Source organism: Arcicella gelida (genome assembly GCF_034931025.1).
Lineage (GTDB): Bacteria > Bacteroidota > Bacteroidia > Cytophagales > Spirosomataceae > Arcicella > Arcicella gelida.
Genome location: NZ_JAYGIL010000029.1, coordinates 24,758 through 41,077, shown reverse-complemented (window position 1 = coordinate 41,077; position 16,320 = coordinate 24,758). Strand labels below are relative to the sequence as shown.

Annotated in this window: 15 protein-coding genes; 9 read left to right on the top strand and 6 right to left on the bottom strand. The window is 34.5% G+C overall.

All coding sequences use genetic code 11. The annotated features are described in order from the left end of the window. Positions 1-94: 94 nt before the first annotated feature. From VB776_RS19170 to VB776_RS19160, 3 genes are all read right to left on the bottom strand, one after another. Entirely contained in the window at positions 95-1,465 is a 1,371-nt protein-coding gene (locus tag VB776_RS19170) for a DEAD/DEAH box helicase (RefSeq protein WP_323698481.1), read from the bottom strand. Between the two features lie 148 nt (positions 1,466-1,613). Further along, a complete protein-coding gene (locus VB776_RS19165; RefSeq protein WP_323698480.1) occupies positions 1,614-2,615 on the bottom strand; it encodes a hypothetical protein in 1,002 nt (333 codons plus the stop codon). Positions 2,616-2,658: 43 nt separating this feature from the next. Beyond that, on the bottom strand, positions 2,659-3,333 hold the full coding sequence (locus VB776_RS19160; protein ID WP_323698479.1) for a hypothetical protein: 675 nt from the start codon (positions 3,331-3,333) through the stop codon (positions 2,659-2,661). Positions 3,334-3,929: 596 nt separating this feature from the next. On the opposite strand from VB776_RS19160, the gene VB776_RS19155 reads away from it, so the two are divergent. From VB776_RS19155 to VB776_RS19135, 5 genes are all read left to right on the top strand, one after another. Then, the gene (locus VB776_RS19155; RefSeq protein ID WP_323698478.1) at positions 3,930-4,328 is read left to right on the top strand and encodes a hypothetical protein; all 399 of its coding nucleotides are present in this window, start codon (positions 3,930-3,932) and stop codon (positions 4,326-4,328) included. A 258-nt stretch (positions 4,329-4,586) separates the two neighbouring features. Beyond that, a complete protein-coding gene (locus VB776_RS19150; protein WP_323698477.1) occupies positions 4,587-5,168 on the top strand; it encodes a hypothetical protein in 582 nt (193 codons plus the stop codon). Between the two features lie 179 nt (positions 5,169-5,347). After that, complete coding sequence (gene kduI / locus VB776_RS19145; protein ID WP_323698476.1) at positions 5,348-6,178, top strand: 5-dehydro-4-deoxy-D-glucuronate isomerase; 831 nt, start codon at positions 5,348-5,350, stop codon at positions 6,176-6,178. 30 nt (positions 6,179-6,208) lie between these two features. Beyond that, positions 6,209-7,381, top strand: coding sequence for a glycoside hydrolase family 88 protein (locus VB776_RS19140; protein WP_323698475.1), 1,173 nt, complete (start codon positions 6,209-6,211; stop codon positions 7,379-7,381). A gap of 259 nt (positions 7,382-7,640) precedes the next feature. After that, positions 7,641-11,015: a ThuA domain-containing protein gene (locus tag VB776_RS19135; protein ID WP_323698474.1), complete on the top strand. Its 3,375-nt coding sequence runs from the start codon at positions 7,641-7,643 to the stop codon at positions 11,013-11,015. 103 nt (positions 11,016-11,118) lie between these two features. Here VB776_RS19135 and VB776_RS19130 read toward each other — a convergent pair whose 3' ends face one another. Continuing rightward, complete coding sequence (locus VB776_RS19130; RefSeq protein ID WP_323698473.1) at positions 11,119-11,772, bottom strand: thioredoxin family protein; 654 nt, start codon at positions 11,770-11,772, stop codon at positions 11,119-11,121. A gap of 93 nt (positions 11,773-11,865) precedes the next feature. After that, positions 11,866-12,393, bottom strand: coding sequence for a TlpA family protein disulfide reductase (locus tag VB776_RS19125; protein ID WP_323698472.1), 528 nt, complete (start codon positions 12,391-12,393; stop codon positions 11,866-11,868). Positions 12,394-12,655: 262 nt separating this feature from the next. On the opposite strand from VB776_RS19125, the gene rplU reads away from it, so the two are divergent. The 3 genes from rplU to VB776_RS19110 all read left to right on the top strand — a co-directional run bounded on the left by rplU (position 12,656) and on the right by VB776_RS19110 (position 13,902). Beyond that, positions 12,656-12,967: a 50S ribosomal protein L21 gene (rplU, locus tag VB776_RS19120; RefSeq protein WP_184136166.1), complete on the top strand. Its 312-nt coding sequence runs from the start codon at positions 12,656-12,658 to the stop codon at positions 12,965-12,967. Positions 12,968-13,046: 79 nt separating this feature from the next. After that, entirely contained in the window at positions 13,047-13,301 is a 255-nt protein-coding gene (gene rpmA, locus VB776_RS19115) for a 50S ribosomal protein L27 (RefSeq protein WP_184136168.1), read from the top strand. Between the two features lie 451 nt (positions 13,302-13,752). Continuing rightward, the gene (locus tag VB776_RS19110; RefSeq protein ID WP_323698471.1) at positions 13,753-13,902 is read left to right on the top strand and encodes a hypothetical protein; all 150 of its coding nucleotides are present in this window, start codon (positions 13,753-13,755) and stop codon (positions 13,900-13,902) included. A 51-nt stretch (positions 13,903-13,953) separates the two neighbouring features. Here the strand turns inward: VB776_RS19110 and pdhA are convergent, their stop codons facing one another. Further along, positions 13,954-14,961 (bottom strand): pyruvate dehydrogenase (acetyl-transferring) E1 component subunit alpha, encoded by a 1,008-nt coding sequence (gene pdhA, locus VB776_RS19105; RefSeq protein ID WP_323698470.1) that lies wholly within the window; start codon positions 14,959-14,961, stop codon positions 13,954-13,956. A 257-nt stretch (positions 14,962-15,218) separates the two neighbouring features. Here pdhA and recF point away from each other — a divergent pair, with 257 nt between their 5' ends. Then, the gene (gene recF, locus VB776_RS19100; protein ID WP_323698469.1) at positions 15,219-16,304 is read left to right on the top strand and encodes a DNA replication/repair protein RecF; all 1,086 of its coding nucleotides are present in this window, start codon (positions 15,219-15,221) and stop codon (positions 16,302-16,304) included. The last annotated feature ends 16 nt before the right edge of the window (positions 16,305-16,320 follow it).

The following is a 16,320-nucleotide window of genomic DNA, read 5'->3' as shown; positions in this document are numbered from 1 at the left end:
TAATAGTTAAGAGTTTAAAATGACATTGCTCAACATTGCTTTAAAAAATGTAGGATTAGACTCGACACCCTGTATTCCAAAACCTACACGTTTATTATCTTCTTCCTCTACGTGGGTCTTCACGTTTAGCTTTTCCAAATGTTTTTTTGCGGGCATCTTTACCAGCAGTGATGTGTAGTTTTTTGTTTTTTACTTCTTTTTCTTTAGCTTTTATTTTTCGGTCTTTTTTCTCGTGGAAAGCACCTTTAAAATCTGGATCTTCACGCTTTTTCTGCTCATCAATTTCACGCAACATAATTTGTTTTTCAACAAATGGTGTTTGTAATACTTCTAGTTCTTCTGGAAGTGGCTCACGTGGAATAGGCATTTTGATGATTTTTTCAATTTTACCAATGTGATATTCCTCCGCTTCCGTCATAAAAGTAATAGCTTCGCCTTTATTATTGGCACGACCAGTACGCCCGATTCTGTGAACATAATCTTCGTAAATCAAAGGCACATCAAAATTAATTACGTGACTAACCATTTGAATATCAATTCCTCTGGCAGCCACATCTGTCGCTACCAATACTTGGATATTTCCTTCTTTGAAATCTTCCATCGAATTGATTCTGGTATTTTGCCCCTTGTTAGCGTGAATCACTCGAATCTTGTTCTCTCCAACGACTTTTCTGGCTAAGTATTTAAAAATATTGTCGGCAATTTCTTTACTTCTACAAAAAATAATGGTTCTGTTAAAAGTTTCATGGTCACGCATCAACATTCCCAAAAGGTTAATTTTGGTCATGAAATTGGGTACTTCAAACAAACGTTGTTTCACCATATCCGCCGTTGTGGCTTGCGGACTTACTTCTACTTTATGCGGAAATTCCAGAAATTCGTGCGAAAGGTTTTCTACTCTTGGCGGAAAAGTTGCCGAAAACAACAAATTTTGTCTTTTCTTTGAAGGAATTACTTCTAAAATATTACGGATTTGAGGCATAAAACCCATATCCATCATTTTATCAGCTTCGTCGAGTACTAAAGTTTTTAATTCTTTTACGCCAATTTCTCCTTTAGAATATAAATCTAAAAATCTACCCGGCGTAGCAATAATAATATCAACACCCGCTTGTAAAGCCTCAATCTGTGTTTTAGGGCCTAAACCACCAAATAAAGCGATGTGACGAATGTCTGTATATTTTGCTAATTGTTTTACGGTTTCATCAATTTGCATGACCAATTCACGAGTAGGAGCAAGGATAAGTACACGCATCATTTTACCTTGTGCGTATTTTACTTTCATCAAAATTGGCAGTAAATAGGCAGCGGTTTTTCCTGTACCTGTTTGGGCAATTCCCAGTACATCATGCCCGCCCATTACTAATGGAATGGCTTGCTCTTGAATTGGCGTAGGTGCTTGATAGCCAGCTTCATCGATGGCATTATATAATTGGCGATTGAGTTGAAAATCTTCGAAAGTCATAATTTATAAATGTTATCTGTCATCGGATTGCGGTAAATCGCTTTTCCTGAAAACATTTACAAAGGTACGAAAATAAAGTTTATTGCTTATGAGATGAAAAATTGTAACCCAAAGATTTACTTTGAGTTACAATTTAGAGAAGGAATTTTTAATCTAATAAACCTTTATAAGAAGAATCTTTTGAAGGATTTATTTCTTTTTTACCTGAATCTGAAGGACCATCTAAAGTAATCAAACTGAATTCGCCTTTGTTGTAAGCATCCAACATTGATTGCCCCTTGTCGGTCAATATACCATTTTGAATATCTACCGAATTGATAAAATCCATTGAGTAATCCATCGCACGTTTCATTTCCCCCAATTTTTTACTCATATCATCTTGAATATACTCCATTGATTCATCGAAGTAGAATTTCTTATCTGGATTACCTTTGAAAATACTTATCGCTGTTTTCAAGGCATTCGAGCTACTCTTTACAATTTCGTATTCAGCTTCTTTTAATTTTACTTTGATTTCAGTTTCCTTAATAATATAATCTGCCGAAGACTGTACTTTTTCCATGAAACCTAAAATGGTTTTCATGTTGCGTTGTAATGGTAAAAGTTTCTCGTTCATTTCTTGCAAACCTGCAGCTTCGATACTTGCTAATGAAGCAGCTTCTTTCATGCCGGGTTTATCGGTCATGCTGTTGGCTTTGTTAGCTTCGCCGAATTTAGCTTTGATGTTTTCGTTATTTTCGCCAATTTTCTTGTTCAATTTCACCAATTGACCAGCCAGAATATCTATTTGTTTCGACATTTGTTCACGCTTTTCACGTAAATCAGAAATGTAAATTTTCATAATGGCAATTGGGTCGAGTTGAACAACAATTCCTGTAATATTTCTCATCAGCATTTTAAACAAAAAGAATACAGCTGTACGAACGTCTTTACTGGTAATCAGGAAAATGAAAAAACCTAAAATAGCCAATAGAAAACCTAGATAAAGCGTGTTAGCGGTAACTTTTATCAAAAACTCAACGATAATATTAAAGTAATACAAGCCGAAAGCGCCAATTGCAGCCAAGAAGAATAATGAAGTAATACCTTCGGGCTTACTCCAAAATGATTTTGTCGGTTGATTCCCTCCGATTTGTGATAAATCTGTCATTGTTTTGGTTGTTTAAATTTTAAATGTTTGATTTAGAAAAATGTTATTTCAAGTAGGCAACAATCTTTGCGATATCGCCTTTTATTTGTTCAACGAAAGAACGATGTGTCATTTCATAATTACTCTTATTGATAGTAATTTTCCCACTTTGTTCTTCAATATCTCCAGTCAACTTTTTTACTTTCGATTGATTTTCTTCCATCTTTCGCTGTAATTCTACGATTAGCTTGGCGATATTTTCATTTTCGTCTTCGGTCTTTTTCAGTTCACTTTTCAATCCGCCAACTTTTTGGCTAATTGCCGCTTCTACATCTTTCAAAAATGCTTGTCGGTCGGCATCTAATATTCCAATATATTGATTTGCAGTATTTGTTAGTATGCCAACATCTGTTACTCCGCCCATTGCTTTAAAACTTGCCCAAGCTGCCTGAAATTGTTTTTCTTCCGAAAGACCCAAGCCCGACAAGCCTTTCAAAGCTTGCATGTATTCAAAATAGTCTGGTCCTTTTAAATTGGAGTTTTCAAGCAATTGCACAAAATGGTCGATAAATTTTTTATCCATTACGCCATTTTCAACAGATTTTGGTATTACAACAGCCTCTTCTTTTGCTATTTGAGGAGCTGGAACACTATTACTTGTATTCGCTGTATGAGCAGTTTCTTCAGTAATAAAGAAACTCAATAATTTTCTTCCGATACTTTTTTCTTCTGCTGCCATTTGAATAATTATTTTGAATTAAAATATTTCTAAAATTTCTTGTTTGAGGCTATTACAATATTAATACGCTTTTATTGGGAATGTCTATGCAGAAGTAAGAGTGGTTGCGGAGCTTGATAATCATATAAAAATTTATGATAATTTTTTTTCTTGCATGCAACATTATAATTCTTGCTTGCATCTTATGTCTGAGATTCAGAAAAACAGTTACTTTCTGAGTTAAAACACTCATCAATTTTAAAGCATCCGCTTAAACCAAAAATCTGTTGAATATCAGGAACATTTACCATTCACAAAGATAAACGACCGATTATGGTATTTTGTATTGCAAGGTACTGGTTTTTACCCATAACTTTGACACATCAAAAACAAGGAAACAAAAAATGCTCTAAAAATTGAAAACGTACTAAACCGAACAACAACTGTAATAAAAACGAACACCTCTAAATCTTATTAACACCTTTAACTAATTGAAAATGAAACACTTATAAATTATGGCATAAAAATCTTATGAGTATCAGTAAAAACCAAACATTGTAATTTCTAAACTTTTATTTTTTATAAAAATTAATTTAAAATCTAAACAACTTAAAAAAATGAGAACTTTCATTAAATCTTTCGCAATTGCAGTATTATCAGTAATGTCATTTGTAGCAAGTGCTACTAACACAAACGAGCCAGCAAGTAACAAAAAATCATTTGCTGTAGGAATGTACCAAACTATCAATACCATGAAAATGAACGTATTGATTGAGAAAACGACGAGCAAGAACTTATATATTTCATTGAAAAATGAAAAAGGGGATGTGTTACACAAAGAAAGAGTAGGTAAAAACAGCCAGAAATATCATGGTAAATTTGATTTGAGCGAGTTGGAAGATGGTGCATATAGCTTTGAAATTACTGATGGCGAAAGCAAAATTGTGAAAAACGTAAACATTGGTACTAAAAACCCTGAACCTGTTAATCAAGACCGTTTTATTTCATTAAACTAATTTCGTTTAACCTCAAATCTGTTTAAATCTCTTTAATATCTAAATCTTAAATTTAAATTTATCTTTCAAGCCGTGATGCGAAACAAATATCGTATCACGGCTTTTTTGTATTTAAGAGCGAAAAAACATTAACATATCATTAACACGTTGCCCTAAAATAGCGATTCGAATAATTGCGTTTTATCAATATATCATCAAAAGAGTAAAAGAAATATTTCTAAAACTAAAGCTGGTGTAACACAATAAACCGTAAAGAACATGACTATCAAATTATTTAGCTTGATAATTTTCACAGTTGGATTGGCAAATACAGCAATGACTCAAGATCGTAACTATTCTAACAGAGATAGAGATTTCCAAAACCGTGATAGGGATTATAATCAACAACAAAATTATCCTGACCGAGACCGTGATAACAGAAATAATAGAGACGATGATAGATACGATAATCGTAACAACAATAATTACGATGTTTATGCAAGATGTGATAACAATCGTTACGGAAATTATAATTTTGACAGACGTAATCCATTCGATACTCGTAGCCCTAACTATGACCCTCGTAATCCATTTGACCCACGTCCTGTTTATGACCCATATCGCCATAGCCGTTGGAACGAAGTTGATTTCCGTAGCAATGTTGATCCTTTTGATTTTTGTGACAGTAGAAGAGCTTGGGCAAATAGATATTATCCTTTAGACCCTCGCAATCCTTATGATATTCGTAATCGCTATCAAGAACGAGTGGTTTACAGAGAAGTAAGAAGACCTTCTCGCCCAGTAATTGTTGTGACTGTTCCGATTTTTGGACGTGGACATCATCGTGGAAGAGATTGGTAATCAAGATAAATAACATTTCAGATAAAACCCCAAGGATAAGGAAATCAACCACTTATCCTTGGGGTTTTGATTTTTCACAATATTTAAAAATATAATGTTAATAAAACAGTATAAATCTAAAAAGTTCGACTCTTTGTGATTACATAATATTCAACATTACATCAATTCTATTTTTTTTCATGAAAATCTATCAAGCAATTAGTGAAAAAGAGGCTCAGACCTTTACCACAGCACAATTAAGGGAGAATTTCTTAATTGAAAGTGTTTTTAAACCAAACGAGATACATTTTGTATATACTCATTACGACAGAGTAGTACTAGGCGGAGCAATGCCAACTACGGATGAACTTACTTTACAGACTTATGATAATTTGAAATCGGATTATTTCTTAGAAAGACGAGAAATCGGTATCATCAACGTGGGTGGAAATGGTTCGATTGAAGCAGATGGTGTAAGCTACGAATTATCAAAACTAGATGCTCTTTATATTGGTAAAGGAGTAAAATCAGTCATTTTCAAAAGTAGTGATGCTGATAACCCTGCACAGTTTTTCTTGTTATCGGCTCCAGCTCATCAAATTTTCCCTACTCGTAAAATGAGTAAAGAAGAAGCGTCTCCTGTTTCTTTAGGTTCTGTTGAAACGGCAAATGAACGAACAATCTATAAATATATTCACCTTGGTGGTATTCAGAGTTGCCAAGTAGTAATGGGTTTAACCGTTTTGAAAAATGGTAGCGTTTGGAATACGATGCCAGCACACGTTCATGATAGACGAATGGAAGCTTACTTGTATTTCGATTTGAACCCTGAACACAGAGTATTTCATTTAATGGGTCAGCCACAGGAAACTCGTCATTTAGTTGTTGCAAATCATCAAGCTATTTTATCGCCTCCTTGGTCTATTCACTCTGGTGCTGGTACTTCTAATTACTCTTTTATTTGGGCAATGGCTGGCGAAAATTTAGATTTCACAGATATGGATTTCGTTCAAATTGCTGAATTACGATAATTTTTCATCTCAACTAATTCTCTATTAACTATGAAAAAAACGCTTTTATTGTTACTCTCTTGCTGTGTATTTGGGGCTTCGGCTCAATCTAAAATTGATGTCAAAAAAGAATTTGCTTTTGCTGCCAAACAATATGAAGGTATGCTAAAAGCCCATCCAGATTATAGCAAAACGCCACAATCAACCAATAAAGATGGCAGTCCAAGAGATATGCCTACAGAATGGTGGTGTAGCGGTTTCTTTGGCGGTTCGCTTTGGTATATTTTTGAGGAAACCAAAAACCCTTTTTGGAAAGAAGCTGCTCACAATTGGTCGATGGCTGTGAAAAAGGAACAGTTCAATACTGGTACGCACGATTTGGGTTTTATGTTGTATTGCCCATTTGGAAATGGCTATCGTCTTACCAAAAATGCTGAATACAAAGATATTATGCTAGTAGGAGCGAAGTCTTTAGCGACTCGTTTCGACCCAAATGTTGGCTTAATCAAATCGTGGAATAAATTAAAACAGTACAATTATCCTGTTATTATTGACAACATGATGAACCTTGAATTTTTGTTTTGGGCTGCTAAAACTTCAGGGAATAAAGAGCTGTACAATCTTTGTCTTTCGCACGCTGACAGTACTTTAAAAAATCATTTCCGTCCAGATGGCAGTAGTTTCCATGTAATTTGTTATGACGAAAAAGGACAACCTTTGGCAAAAGTAACACACCAAGGTTATTCAGACGCTTCGGCATGGGCGAGAGGACAAGCTTGGGCAATGTATGGTTATACTGTAATGTACCGTGAAACCAAACAAAAAAAGTATTTAGACATGGCTGAAAAAATTGCCAATTTCTATTTGAACAACCCAAATTTACCTGCGGATAAAATTCCATATTGGGATTTCAACGCACCAAATATTCCTAATGAAGAACGTGATGCTTCGGCTGGTGCTGTTACGGCTTCGGCTTTGTTAGAATTATCAACTTATACTGGCAAAAAAGGTAAAGAGTACTTCAAAGCTGCTGAAATGATGTTGACCAGCCTTTCTAGCCCTGATTATAAAGCTAATTTAGGCGAAAACAATCATTTTATTTTGAAGCACAGCGTAGGAGCGAAGCCTCTAAAATCAGAAATTGATGTGCCTTTAGTTTATGCTGATTATTATTATTTGGAAGCACTTTTAAGATACCAATTGCTTTCAAAAAAGAAAAAGTAGATCTCAGTCATTAAACATAAACCTTTCTAAAAGGCAATCATTACCAGAACGATATATATTATTTCGAATGAAAATAGTATATATCGTTTACTTTTTCTCTAACTGTTCTATACTTGTCTATATTTATCCTCACAAGGTGTGATAATAAAATTCCAACAAAAACTTATCTTTATCAATTATTATCAATACATAGGCGTATTCTCTGCGCTGATTCAAGCTCAATTTTATTTAATTCATCCAGTCCTAATTTATTTTACTTATGAAACTTAAATTTCAGGCATTTATACTGTTCTTGTGCTTCTGTACAAATGCTTTATTTGCCCAAAATACCAATTCTCTAAAAGGGAAAAAGGTACTTATTTTCTCCAAAACAGCAGGTTTTCGCCATTCCTCTATTCCTTTCTGTACGAAAGCGATTCAAAAAATGGGTATTGATAATGGCTTTTCTGTTGATACTACTGAAAATGCCGACAATTTCAACGAAGCTAATCTGAAAAAATACAGTGTCGTTGTATTTAACAGTACAACTGGCAATGTATTAACAGAGCCACAACAAATTGCTTTTGAACGTTATATTCAAGCAGGTGGTGCTTTTTTGGGTATTCATGCGGCTTCGGATACTGAATACGACTGGCCTTGGTATGGCAAATTGGTTGGCGGATATTTTAATGGTCATCCGGGTAAAAATGTATCAAATGTGCAAAATGGTAAATTCATCATCAAAGACCGCACTCATATTTCTACCAATTTTATGCCTGAAAGTTTAGAGCGTAAAGACGAATTTTATAGCTTTAAAAATTTCAACACAGATGTAAAGGTTTTATATACTGTTGATGAGAATTCTTTCAAAGAAGGTAAAATGGGCAATTTTCACCCAATGGCTTGGTACCATGAATTTGATGGTGGAAGAGCTTTTTATACCAATTGGGGACATACAGATGAGACTTTTTCGGAAGAAATTCCTTTAAAACACGTTTTAGGTGCTTTACAATGGGCTGCTGATGGTCCAGCTTTAGATTATTCTAAAGTAAAAAGTGCTTTACCTCCAGATGAAAACCGTTATGTGAAAACTGTTTTAGACGAGAAATTAGATGAACCAACAGAATTAGTTGTTTTAGACAACGGTAAAGTAATTTTTGGTGAAAGAAAAGGTTTGTTAAAAGTTTATGACCCAAAGAAAAATGCGACAAAAGTAGTGGCAGATTTAAGCGTTTATTCAAAATTTGAATATGGCTTAATGGGTGTAAATATCGACCCTGATTTCAATAAAAATAAATGGATTTACTTGTACTACGCTCCATCGGTTGGGATGGTTGGTGCCGATACAGCCAATCGTTTATCTCGTTTTGTCTATGATGATGTAAAAGATTCCCTTTTACTTAGTACCGAAAAAGTAGTATTACGTGTCCCTGTAAAGCGTACTGAATGTTGCCATACGGGCGGTTCGGTTGCTTGGGACAGCAAAGGAAATTTATTCCTTTCTACTGGTGATGATACCAATCCTTTTGCTTCACAAGGCTATGCACCGATTGACAATAAAGCTGGTCGTTCGGGTTGGGATGCTCGTTATACTTCTTCTAATACAAATGATTTAAGAGGTAAAATTTTAAGAATTAAACCAACAGCTGATGGTTCATATACTATTCCTGAGGGCAATTTATTCCCAGTTGGTACCGATAAAACTCGTCCTGAAATTTATGTAATGGGCAATAGAAACCCATACAGAATTTCTGTTGACCAAAGAACTGGATTTTTATACTGGGGTGAAGTAGGACCAGATGCTGGTGAAAATTCAACAAAATATGGTCCTCGTGGACACGATGAAGTAAATCAAGCTCGTAAAGCAGGTTATTTTGGCTGGCCACTTTTTGTTGCTGATAACCGTGCTTATAATCAAAGAGATTTCAATAAAGACAGTACTTGGACAAAATTTGACCCTGCACATCCAATCAATGATTCTCCGCACAACACAGGCTTACGTGAATTACCAGCAGCACAAAAAGCATTTATTTATTATCCTTATGCTGATTCTCCAGAATTCGGAGCAATTGTTGGCAAAGGCGGACGTAATGCGATGGGTGGACCAGTGTATTATTTCGATGATTTTGATGCAAATTCTAAAGTGAAATTTCCGAAATATTTAGATGGAAAATTCTTTGCTTACGATTGGATGCGTGATTGGATTAACTTGGTAAGTATGAAACCAAACGGAGATTTTATTTCGATGGAGCGTTTTATGCCAAATACCAAATTCAGCCATCCAATGGATATGCAATTTGCGAAAGATGGATCTTTGTATTTATTGGAGTATGGACAAAATTGGTTTGCTCAAAACGATGATGCTCGTCTTTCACACATTACCTTCAATGCAGGAAATCGTAGTCCAGTTGTAGTTGCCAATGCTGATAAAAAAGCGGGAGCATTACCTTTAAAAGTAAGTTTCTCTTCAGCAGGAACAATGGATTACGAAAATGATGTCTTGAAATACGAATGGACTTTCGCTAAAGGTGCTAAAAGTAACTTAGCGAACCCTAGCTTCACTTTCACAAAAGCAGGTGTTTATAAGCCAACTTTGAAAGTAACTGATTCGGCAGGAAATGTAACCAGTACTACTCTTGAAGTAAAAGTTGGAAACGATATTCCGAAAGTAGTATTAGCCGTAAAAGGCAATAAAACATTCTACTGGAACGATGAAAAAATTGCTTATGAAGTAAATGTTTCTGACAAAGAAGATGGTTCTTTAGCCAACAAGAAAATCAAAGAAGACGAAGTACAAGTAAATATTGATTACTTAGAAGGATTTGATAAAACTGTTATTGCACAAGGACATCAAGCTAATCTAAGCGTTTCAACGGGTAAACGTTTAATCGAATTATCTGATTGTAAATCTTGCCATTCAATCGACAAGAAATCTATCGGACCAAGCTATAAAGAAGTTGCTAAAAAGTATAAAGGCAAAAGCAGAGCTTTAGGTGAATTGGTTGAAAAAATCATCAAAGGTGGTGGTGGTGTTTGGGGCGAACAAGTAATGGCGGCTCATCCACAATTGACAAAAGATGATACGAAAGAAATGGTAAAATATATTCTTTCATTAGCTGATGATAAAAAAGCAAGTAAGCCTGTAAAGGGTGAATACCTTACAAAAGACAATGGCAAAGCGGGTACTTATATCTTCTCTGCAAGTTATACTGACAAAGGTGGCAATAATTTAGGCTCTTTAACTGGTGCGACAAGCCTAACTTTGAGAAGTGCGAAATTCAAAGCAAATTCTTTTGATACGCAAAAAGAAACGATGAAATATACGATTGATGGACTCGGTGAAGCCGTTATCGCCACGACAGATAATTCATATATTTCTTTTAGTAATATCGATTTTACAGGAATTAAAGCATTCAGTTTAGCCGCTTTTGCAAGCGACGAACGTACTGCTGGCGGTATCATTGAAATTCATTTAGACAGCCCTACGGGACAATTAGTTGGTAGCGGAGAAGTAAGTAAATCATCACAATCAGCTACTAATATTTCGTTAAAAACGCCATTATTGGGTTCGCATAATCTTTACTTAGTCTTCAAAAATCCAGAGGCGAAAGGAAAACCATTATTTGCTTTAACCGATATTACAGCAAATAAGTAATTTACGGATTAAATAAATCCTTTTACAACCAAAAAAGAGGTTACCAATTGGTAACCTCTTTTCATGTATAAACAAACCTCTAATCGTCTTTGAAAAATTTATGTTAAACTCCTTTCCATTTAACAGCACAGCCAACCGTTTTAGTAAAATTTCCAACCACTGGTCTTCCTGCTAAAAGATTATTAACAGCATCTTCAACATAACGTTTTGTAACGGCATTGGCATCTTGCGTATTATCATCAATTCCTCCAATGTATTGTAAAATAAATTTATCCCCTTCCTTTTTTACTACATAAACAGACGGTGTTCTTGATACACCAAAAGCCTTTGAAGTAAGCTGACTTTCGTCTTGCAAATAAGGAAAAGTGTATCCTTTGGCTTTAGCAACTGCTTGCATATTCTCGAAAGAATCTTCCTCATAAGCACTTGGGTCATTCGGATTAATCGCTATTACTGGATAACCCTGCGATGCAAACTTTTTATCTAAAGCCATCACTCTGCTCTCGTAAGCTTTTGAAAACGGGCAATGATTACAAGTAAAAACGATGATATAACCTTTCACAGAGCGATTATCTGCCATTGAAACAAAACTGCCTGAAGTACTTTTTAGTTTAAAATCAGTAACAACGTCGCCAATTGCATATCCTTTATCTGCTCTTTGTCTGTTTTCGTCCACACTTTGTGTAAATCCGAACAAACTCGTTAAGATGATTCCTAGTAAAAAAATCGTCTTTATATTCTTTGTGTATGTTTTCATTTTCTGATATATTTTAATTATCTAAATCATTTAGAAGTTAATGTCTTAATAAGTTTAATTGTTAAATATAATTTTTGTTAGTTATTACAGTATTCAGTTTTGTATGGTAACAGGACACATTTTTTTTAGTTCATCACTAAATGTTGAAACATTTACTTTCCCTTCATAAAATTTTCTTTTCCTCAGATTTGAATTGAGTACCAACGTTGCAGGAATCGTTCCAGACCATTCTTTATCAATCAAATCAATCCAAGAATTATAGTCTGGTTCATCCAATAACACTACTTTAGATTTAATTTTATTTCGTTCTAATACATTTTTCAAGCTCGTTTCGGCATCTTTCACAAAATCCATACTCACTAAAATAAACTTTATTTTTTGTGGATTATATGTTGTGTTAAGCTCCTCAAAAAAAGGTAGTTCTTCCATACAAGGTCTGCACCAAGTTGCCCAAAAATGCAAAACAACAGTTGTATCTGATACTTGATTTAGTACTTTTTGGAGATGTTCAAACTTTACAATCTCTACTTTCTTGTTTTGACTATAAGCACCAAAACAAGTGCCATAAATTAAACAGACAAAAATTATTCCAATTCGTATTACTAAATTTCTACTTCGCATTTTATTATCTTATACAAATGAGATTGATGCTAATTAACTAACGTATAATTCTATAAATTATGTACCTCTAGTGCATTATTGTTGAAAACGAATACATCCACATTTTAGCTTTATCCATAACTATCTTACTATTAGATTATTACGAAATAGATTATCGTTGCTCATTTGTTAAATAATTTATAATAAATATAGAAAATTCCTTTCTCTTTTCAAAACATAATACGTATCTTTGCGACCCAATAAAATTATAACTAATAATAAAATGTACGCAATCGTAGAAATCGCTGGTCAGCAATTTAAAGTTGAGAAAGACCTTTTCCTCTACACCCACCGTTTGGCGGGCGAGGAAGGCGCTGCACTGGTTTTCGATAAGGTTCTTCTTGTCGATAATGACGGAGACATCAAAATTGGTCTTCCAACTGTAGCAGGTGCTACTGTAACAGGTAAAATTTTAGCTCACGTTCGTGGAGAAAAAGTAATTGTTTTCAAAAAGAAACGTCGTAAAGGATACCAAAAACAGAACGGTCACCGTCAGAATTTAACTAAAGTTTTAATTGAAGGAATTTCATTTTAGTATTTAATGATTAATTTTATTCGTTAAGAGTTTCTTCAAAACGAAAATTAAAACGTTAAATCGATAAACTAACAAAACAATGGCACACAAAAAAGGTGCGGGTAGTTCGAAAAACGGTCGTGAGTCGCATAGTAAGCGTCTTGGAATCAAAATTTTTGGAGGTCAGCCTGCAATTTCAGGGAACATTATTGTTCGTCAAAGAGGTACAGCACACAATCCTGGTCAAAATGTAGGTCTTGGTAAAGATCATACTTTATTTGCTTTGATTGACGGTACTGTTCACTTTAAAAAAGGATTTAAAGGACGTTCTTTTGTAGAAGTTCTTCCTGCTTAATAGTGGCAAATAACTAAGGTTATTCCATTAGAATTCTTTAGAAGAGATTAACGATTGAATTTATTCAAAGTTAATCTCTTCTTCTTTTTAGAGGTTTTACAGAAAGGTGAAATTTAATATTACTTTCTTGGTAAAGTATTTTACATTTGCGACAAAACAATCTATCAATCCATTGATCTGTAAACATTTAGCTGTTTATAAGCAATGGTTTTTTTATTTTGTAATAACGAGACTTTTAAAAAATTCACCAATATGAATCCAAAACTTTAAAACATTTGGAATTTAGCATTAAACGCCATTCTTAGTAAGAATGGCATTTTTTTGTACTATTCTTTGAACTCACATTATAACTTAATTTGTTAACATTCATATAATCAATTGTTTAATATTCATTTCAAGCATTGATTATACATTTGTATAGTAATATTTCAATATTTAAAACAGTAATAACATGAGGCAAAGCTTAGCCATTTTCCAACGCAACGATTGGAGAGATTTTCAGACAAGACGAAACTTCAATCGAAAAAATGTAAATAGCAAAAAAACGCCAGAAGTTGCACATCCTGAACACGATAGAGTATCGTTCGACTGGATAAACTAAAAAAGCCGTCCCAAAGAAAATTGGAACGGCTTTTTTGTGTATTTCAATAGTTTATTCTACAGGGAAAGGATATTCCTCTACATAAACATCTGTAAAAATTTCTACTGGATCTGGCCAAGGAGATTCTTCAGCAAATTTAACAGAAGCTTCTACTCTTACTTTAATCGCTGCATCAATCGCTGCTAAATCTTCTTCTGTTGCAATTTCGTTATCCAAAATCGCTTTTCTCACTTGTTCAATTGGGTCACGCATTTTGTATGCTTCAACCTCTTCTTTTGTACGATATTTCTGAGGGTCAGACATTGAGTGACCTCTATAACGATAAGTTTTGAACTCTAAGAAAGTTGGTCCTTCACCAGCTCTAGCACGGTCAGCCGCACGAGAAACCGCTTCGTGAACTGCTTCAACGCTCATTGCATCAACTGCTTCAGAAGGCATGTCATAAGCTTCACCGATTGTATAAAGGTCAGTTACGTTAGAAGTACGAGAAACCGAAGTACCCATTGCATAACCGTTGTTCTCTACTACAAAGATTGCAGGTAACTTCCAAGTCATTGCCATGTTGAATGCTTCATGCAAAGCTCCTTGACGAACCGCACCGTCACCAAAATAACAAATGGCAAGATTACCAGTTTTGTTATATTTTTCAGCAAAAGCTAAACCTGCTCCTAATGGAATTTGAGCACCCACAATTCCGTGTCCACCTACAAATCCTACAGATTTATCAAAAATGTGCATCGAACCTCCTTTACCTTTAGAGATACCAGTAGCTTTTCCGAACAACTCAGCCATAACCGTATTAGGGTCTGAACCTAAAGCTAAAGGAATACCGTGGTCACGATATGCAGTGATATACTTGTCGCCGTCTTTCAATGCAGATCTTGCTCCTGATGAACAAGCTTCTTGTCCGATGTAAAGGTGACAAAAACCTTTAATTTTTTGTTGTCCATACAACTGACCAGCACGCTCTTCAAATTTGCGTTGAAGTACCATCGACTCGTACCAGTACATATAGGTCTCCTTCGAGTATTTTACTTTGTTTTCAGCTTTCTTTGCCATTTTCTACAATTATGAATGAGTGATTTGTGAATAAGTGAATTGTAAGTTTCACCTTAACACTGCTTATTCGGAGATAAATCCGATGCTAAACTGCCTGTGATTTGCAATCCCATCAAACAGTCTTTAATTTGCACTACGAAATTAGTACAAAACAAAGAACACACAAAGTATTTTGTATTATTCATTGATACTTAAATACAGGTTTTGCTCATTTTTACGCTCAATTTTTCAATTCAATACGTTTTTATTTTCTTTTCATGTATTTACAAAAACTTAGTTTGACCAATTTCAAGAGTTACGACTACGATTCTTTCGAGTTTTCACCTCGGATAAATTGTATTGTTGGCGAAAATGGAAGTGGAAAAACTAATTTGTTAGATGCTATTTACTTTTTGGCTTTAACAAAAAGTGCCATCTCTAATCAAGATAACTTGAGCATTAATCATGACGCTGATTTTATGATGATTGAAGGAGATTTCGAAAATGAAAAATCGACTTTAATTACGATTGCCTTACAAAAAGGACAAAAAAAAGCTGTTTTGCACGATAAAAAAGCCTACGAAAGATTATCAGAACATATTGGTAAATTTCCTGTCGTATTACTTTCTCCAAATGATACTGATGTGATTCGTGATGGGAGTGAAGAAAGAAGAAAATTCTTCGACGGAGTAATGTCACAGTTAGACTCAGCGTACTTAGAAAATCTTTTACAGTATAATCGCTTGTTACTTCAAAGAAACTCTTTACTAAAGCAGTTTGCAGAACGCAATTATGTTGATGATTTATTATTAGATATTTATACCGACCCTTTAGTAGAAATTTCACAGAAGATATATGACGCTCGCTTGACTTTTGCCAATACTTTTCTGCCGATTTTCAAAAAACATTATGAAGTATTATCTGATGCCAGAGAAAGCGTTGACATGATTTATGAATCAGAAGTGGGAAGTGACGATTTCACCACTGTTTTTCACAGAAATAGACAACGAGATTTAGCAGCACAGCGCACAACGATGGGAAGCCATAAGGATGACTTCATTTTTGAAATTAATGGCTTTACGCTTCGAAAATTCGGTTCACAAGGTCAACAGAAATCTTTTGTAATTGCTCTCAAATTGGCTCAATTTGAAATGCTAAGTATTACAAAAGGTTTTGCTCCGATTTTATTGCTAGATGACATTTTTGATAAGCTTGACGATAGAAGAATTCAACAATTAATCATTATGATGACTGACGGAACATTCAATCAAGTGTTTATTACTGATGCTCGCCCTGAACGGACACGACAATTACTGGATAACTTAACAGTTGATATTCAATATTTTGACATAAAAAAAGCCTAACGTTTTTATTGCGTTA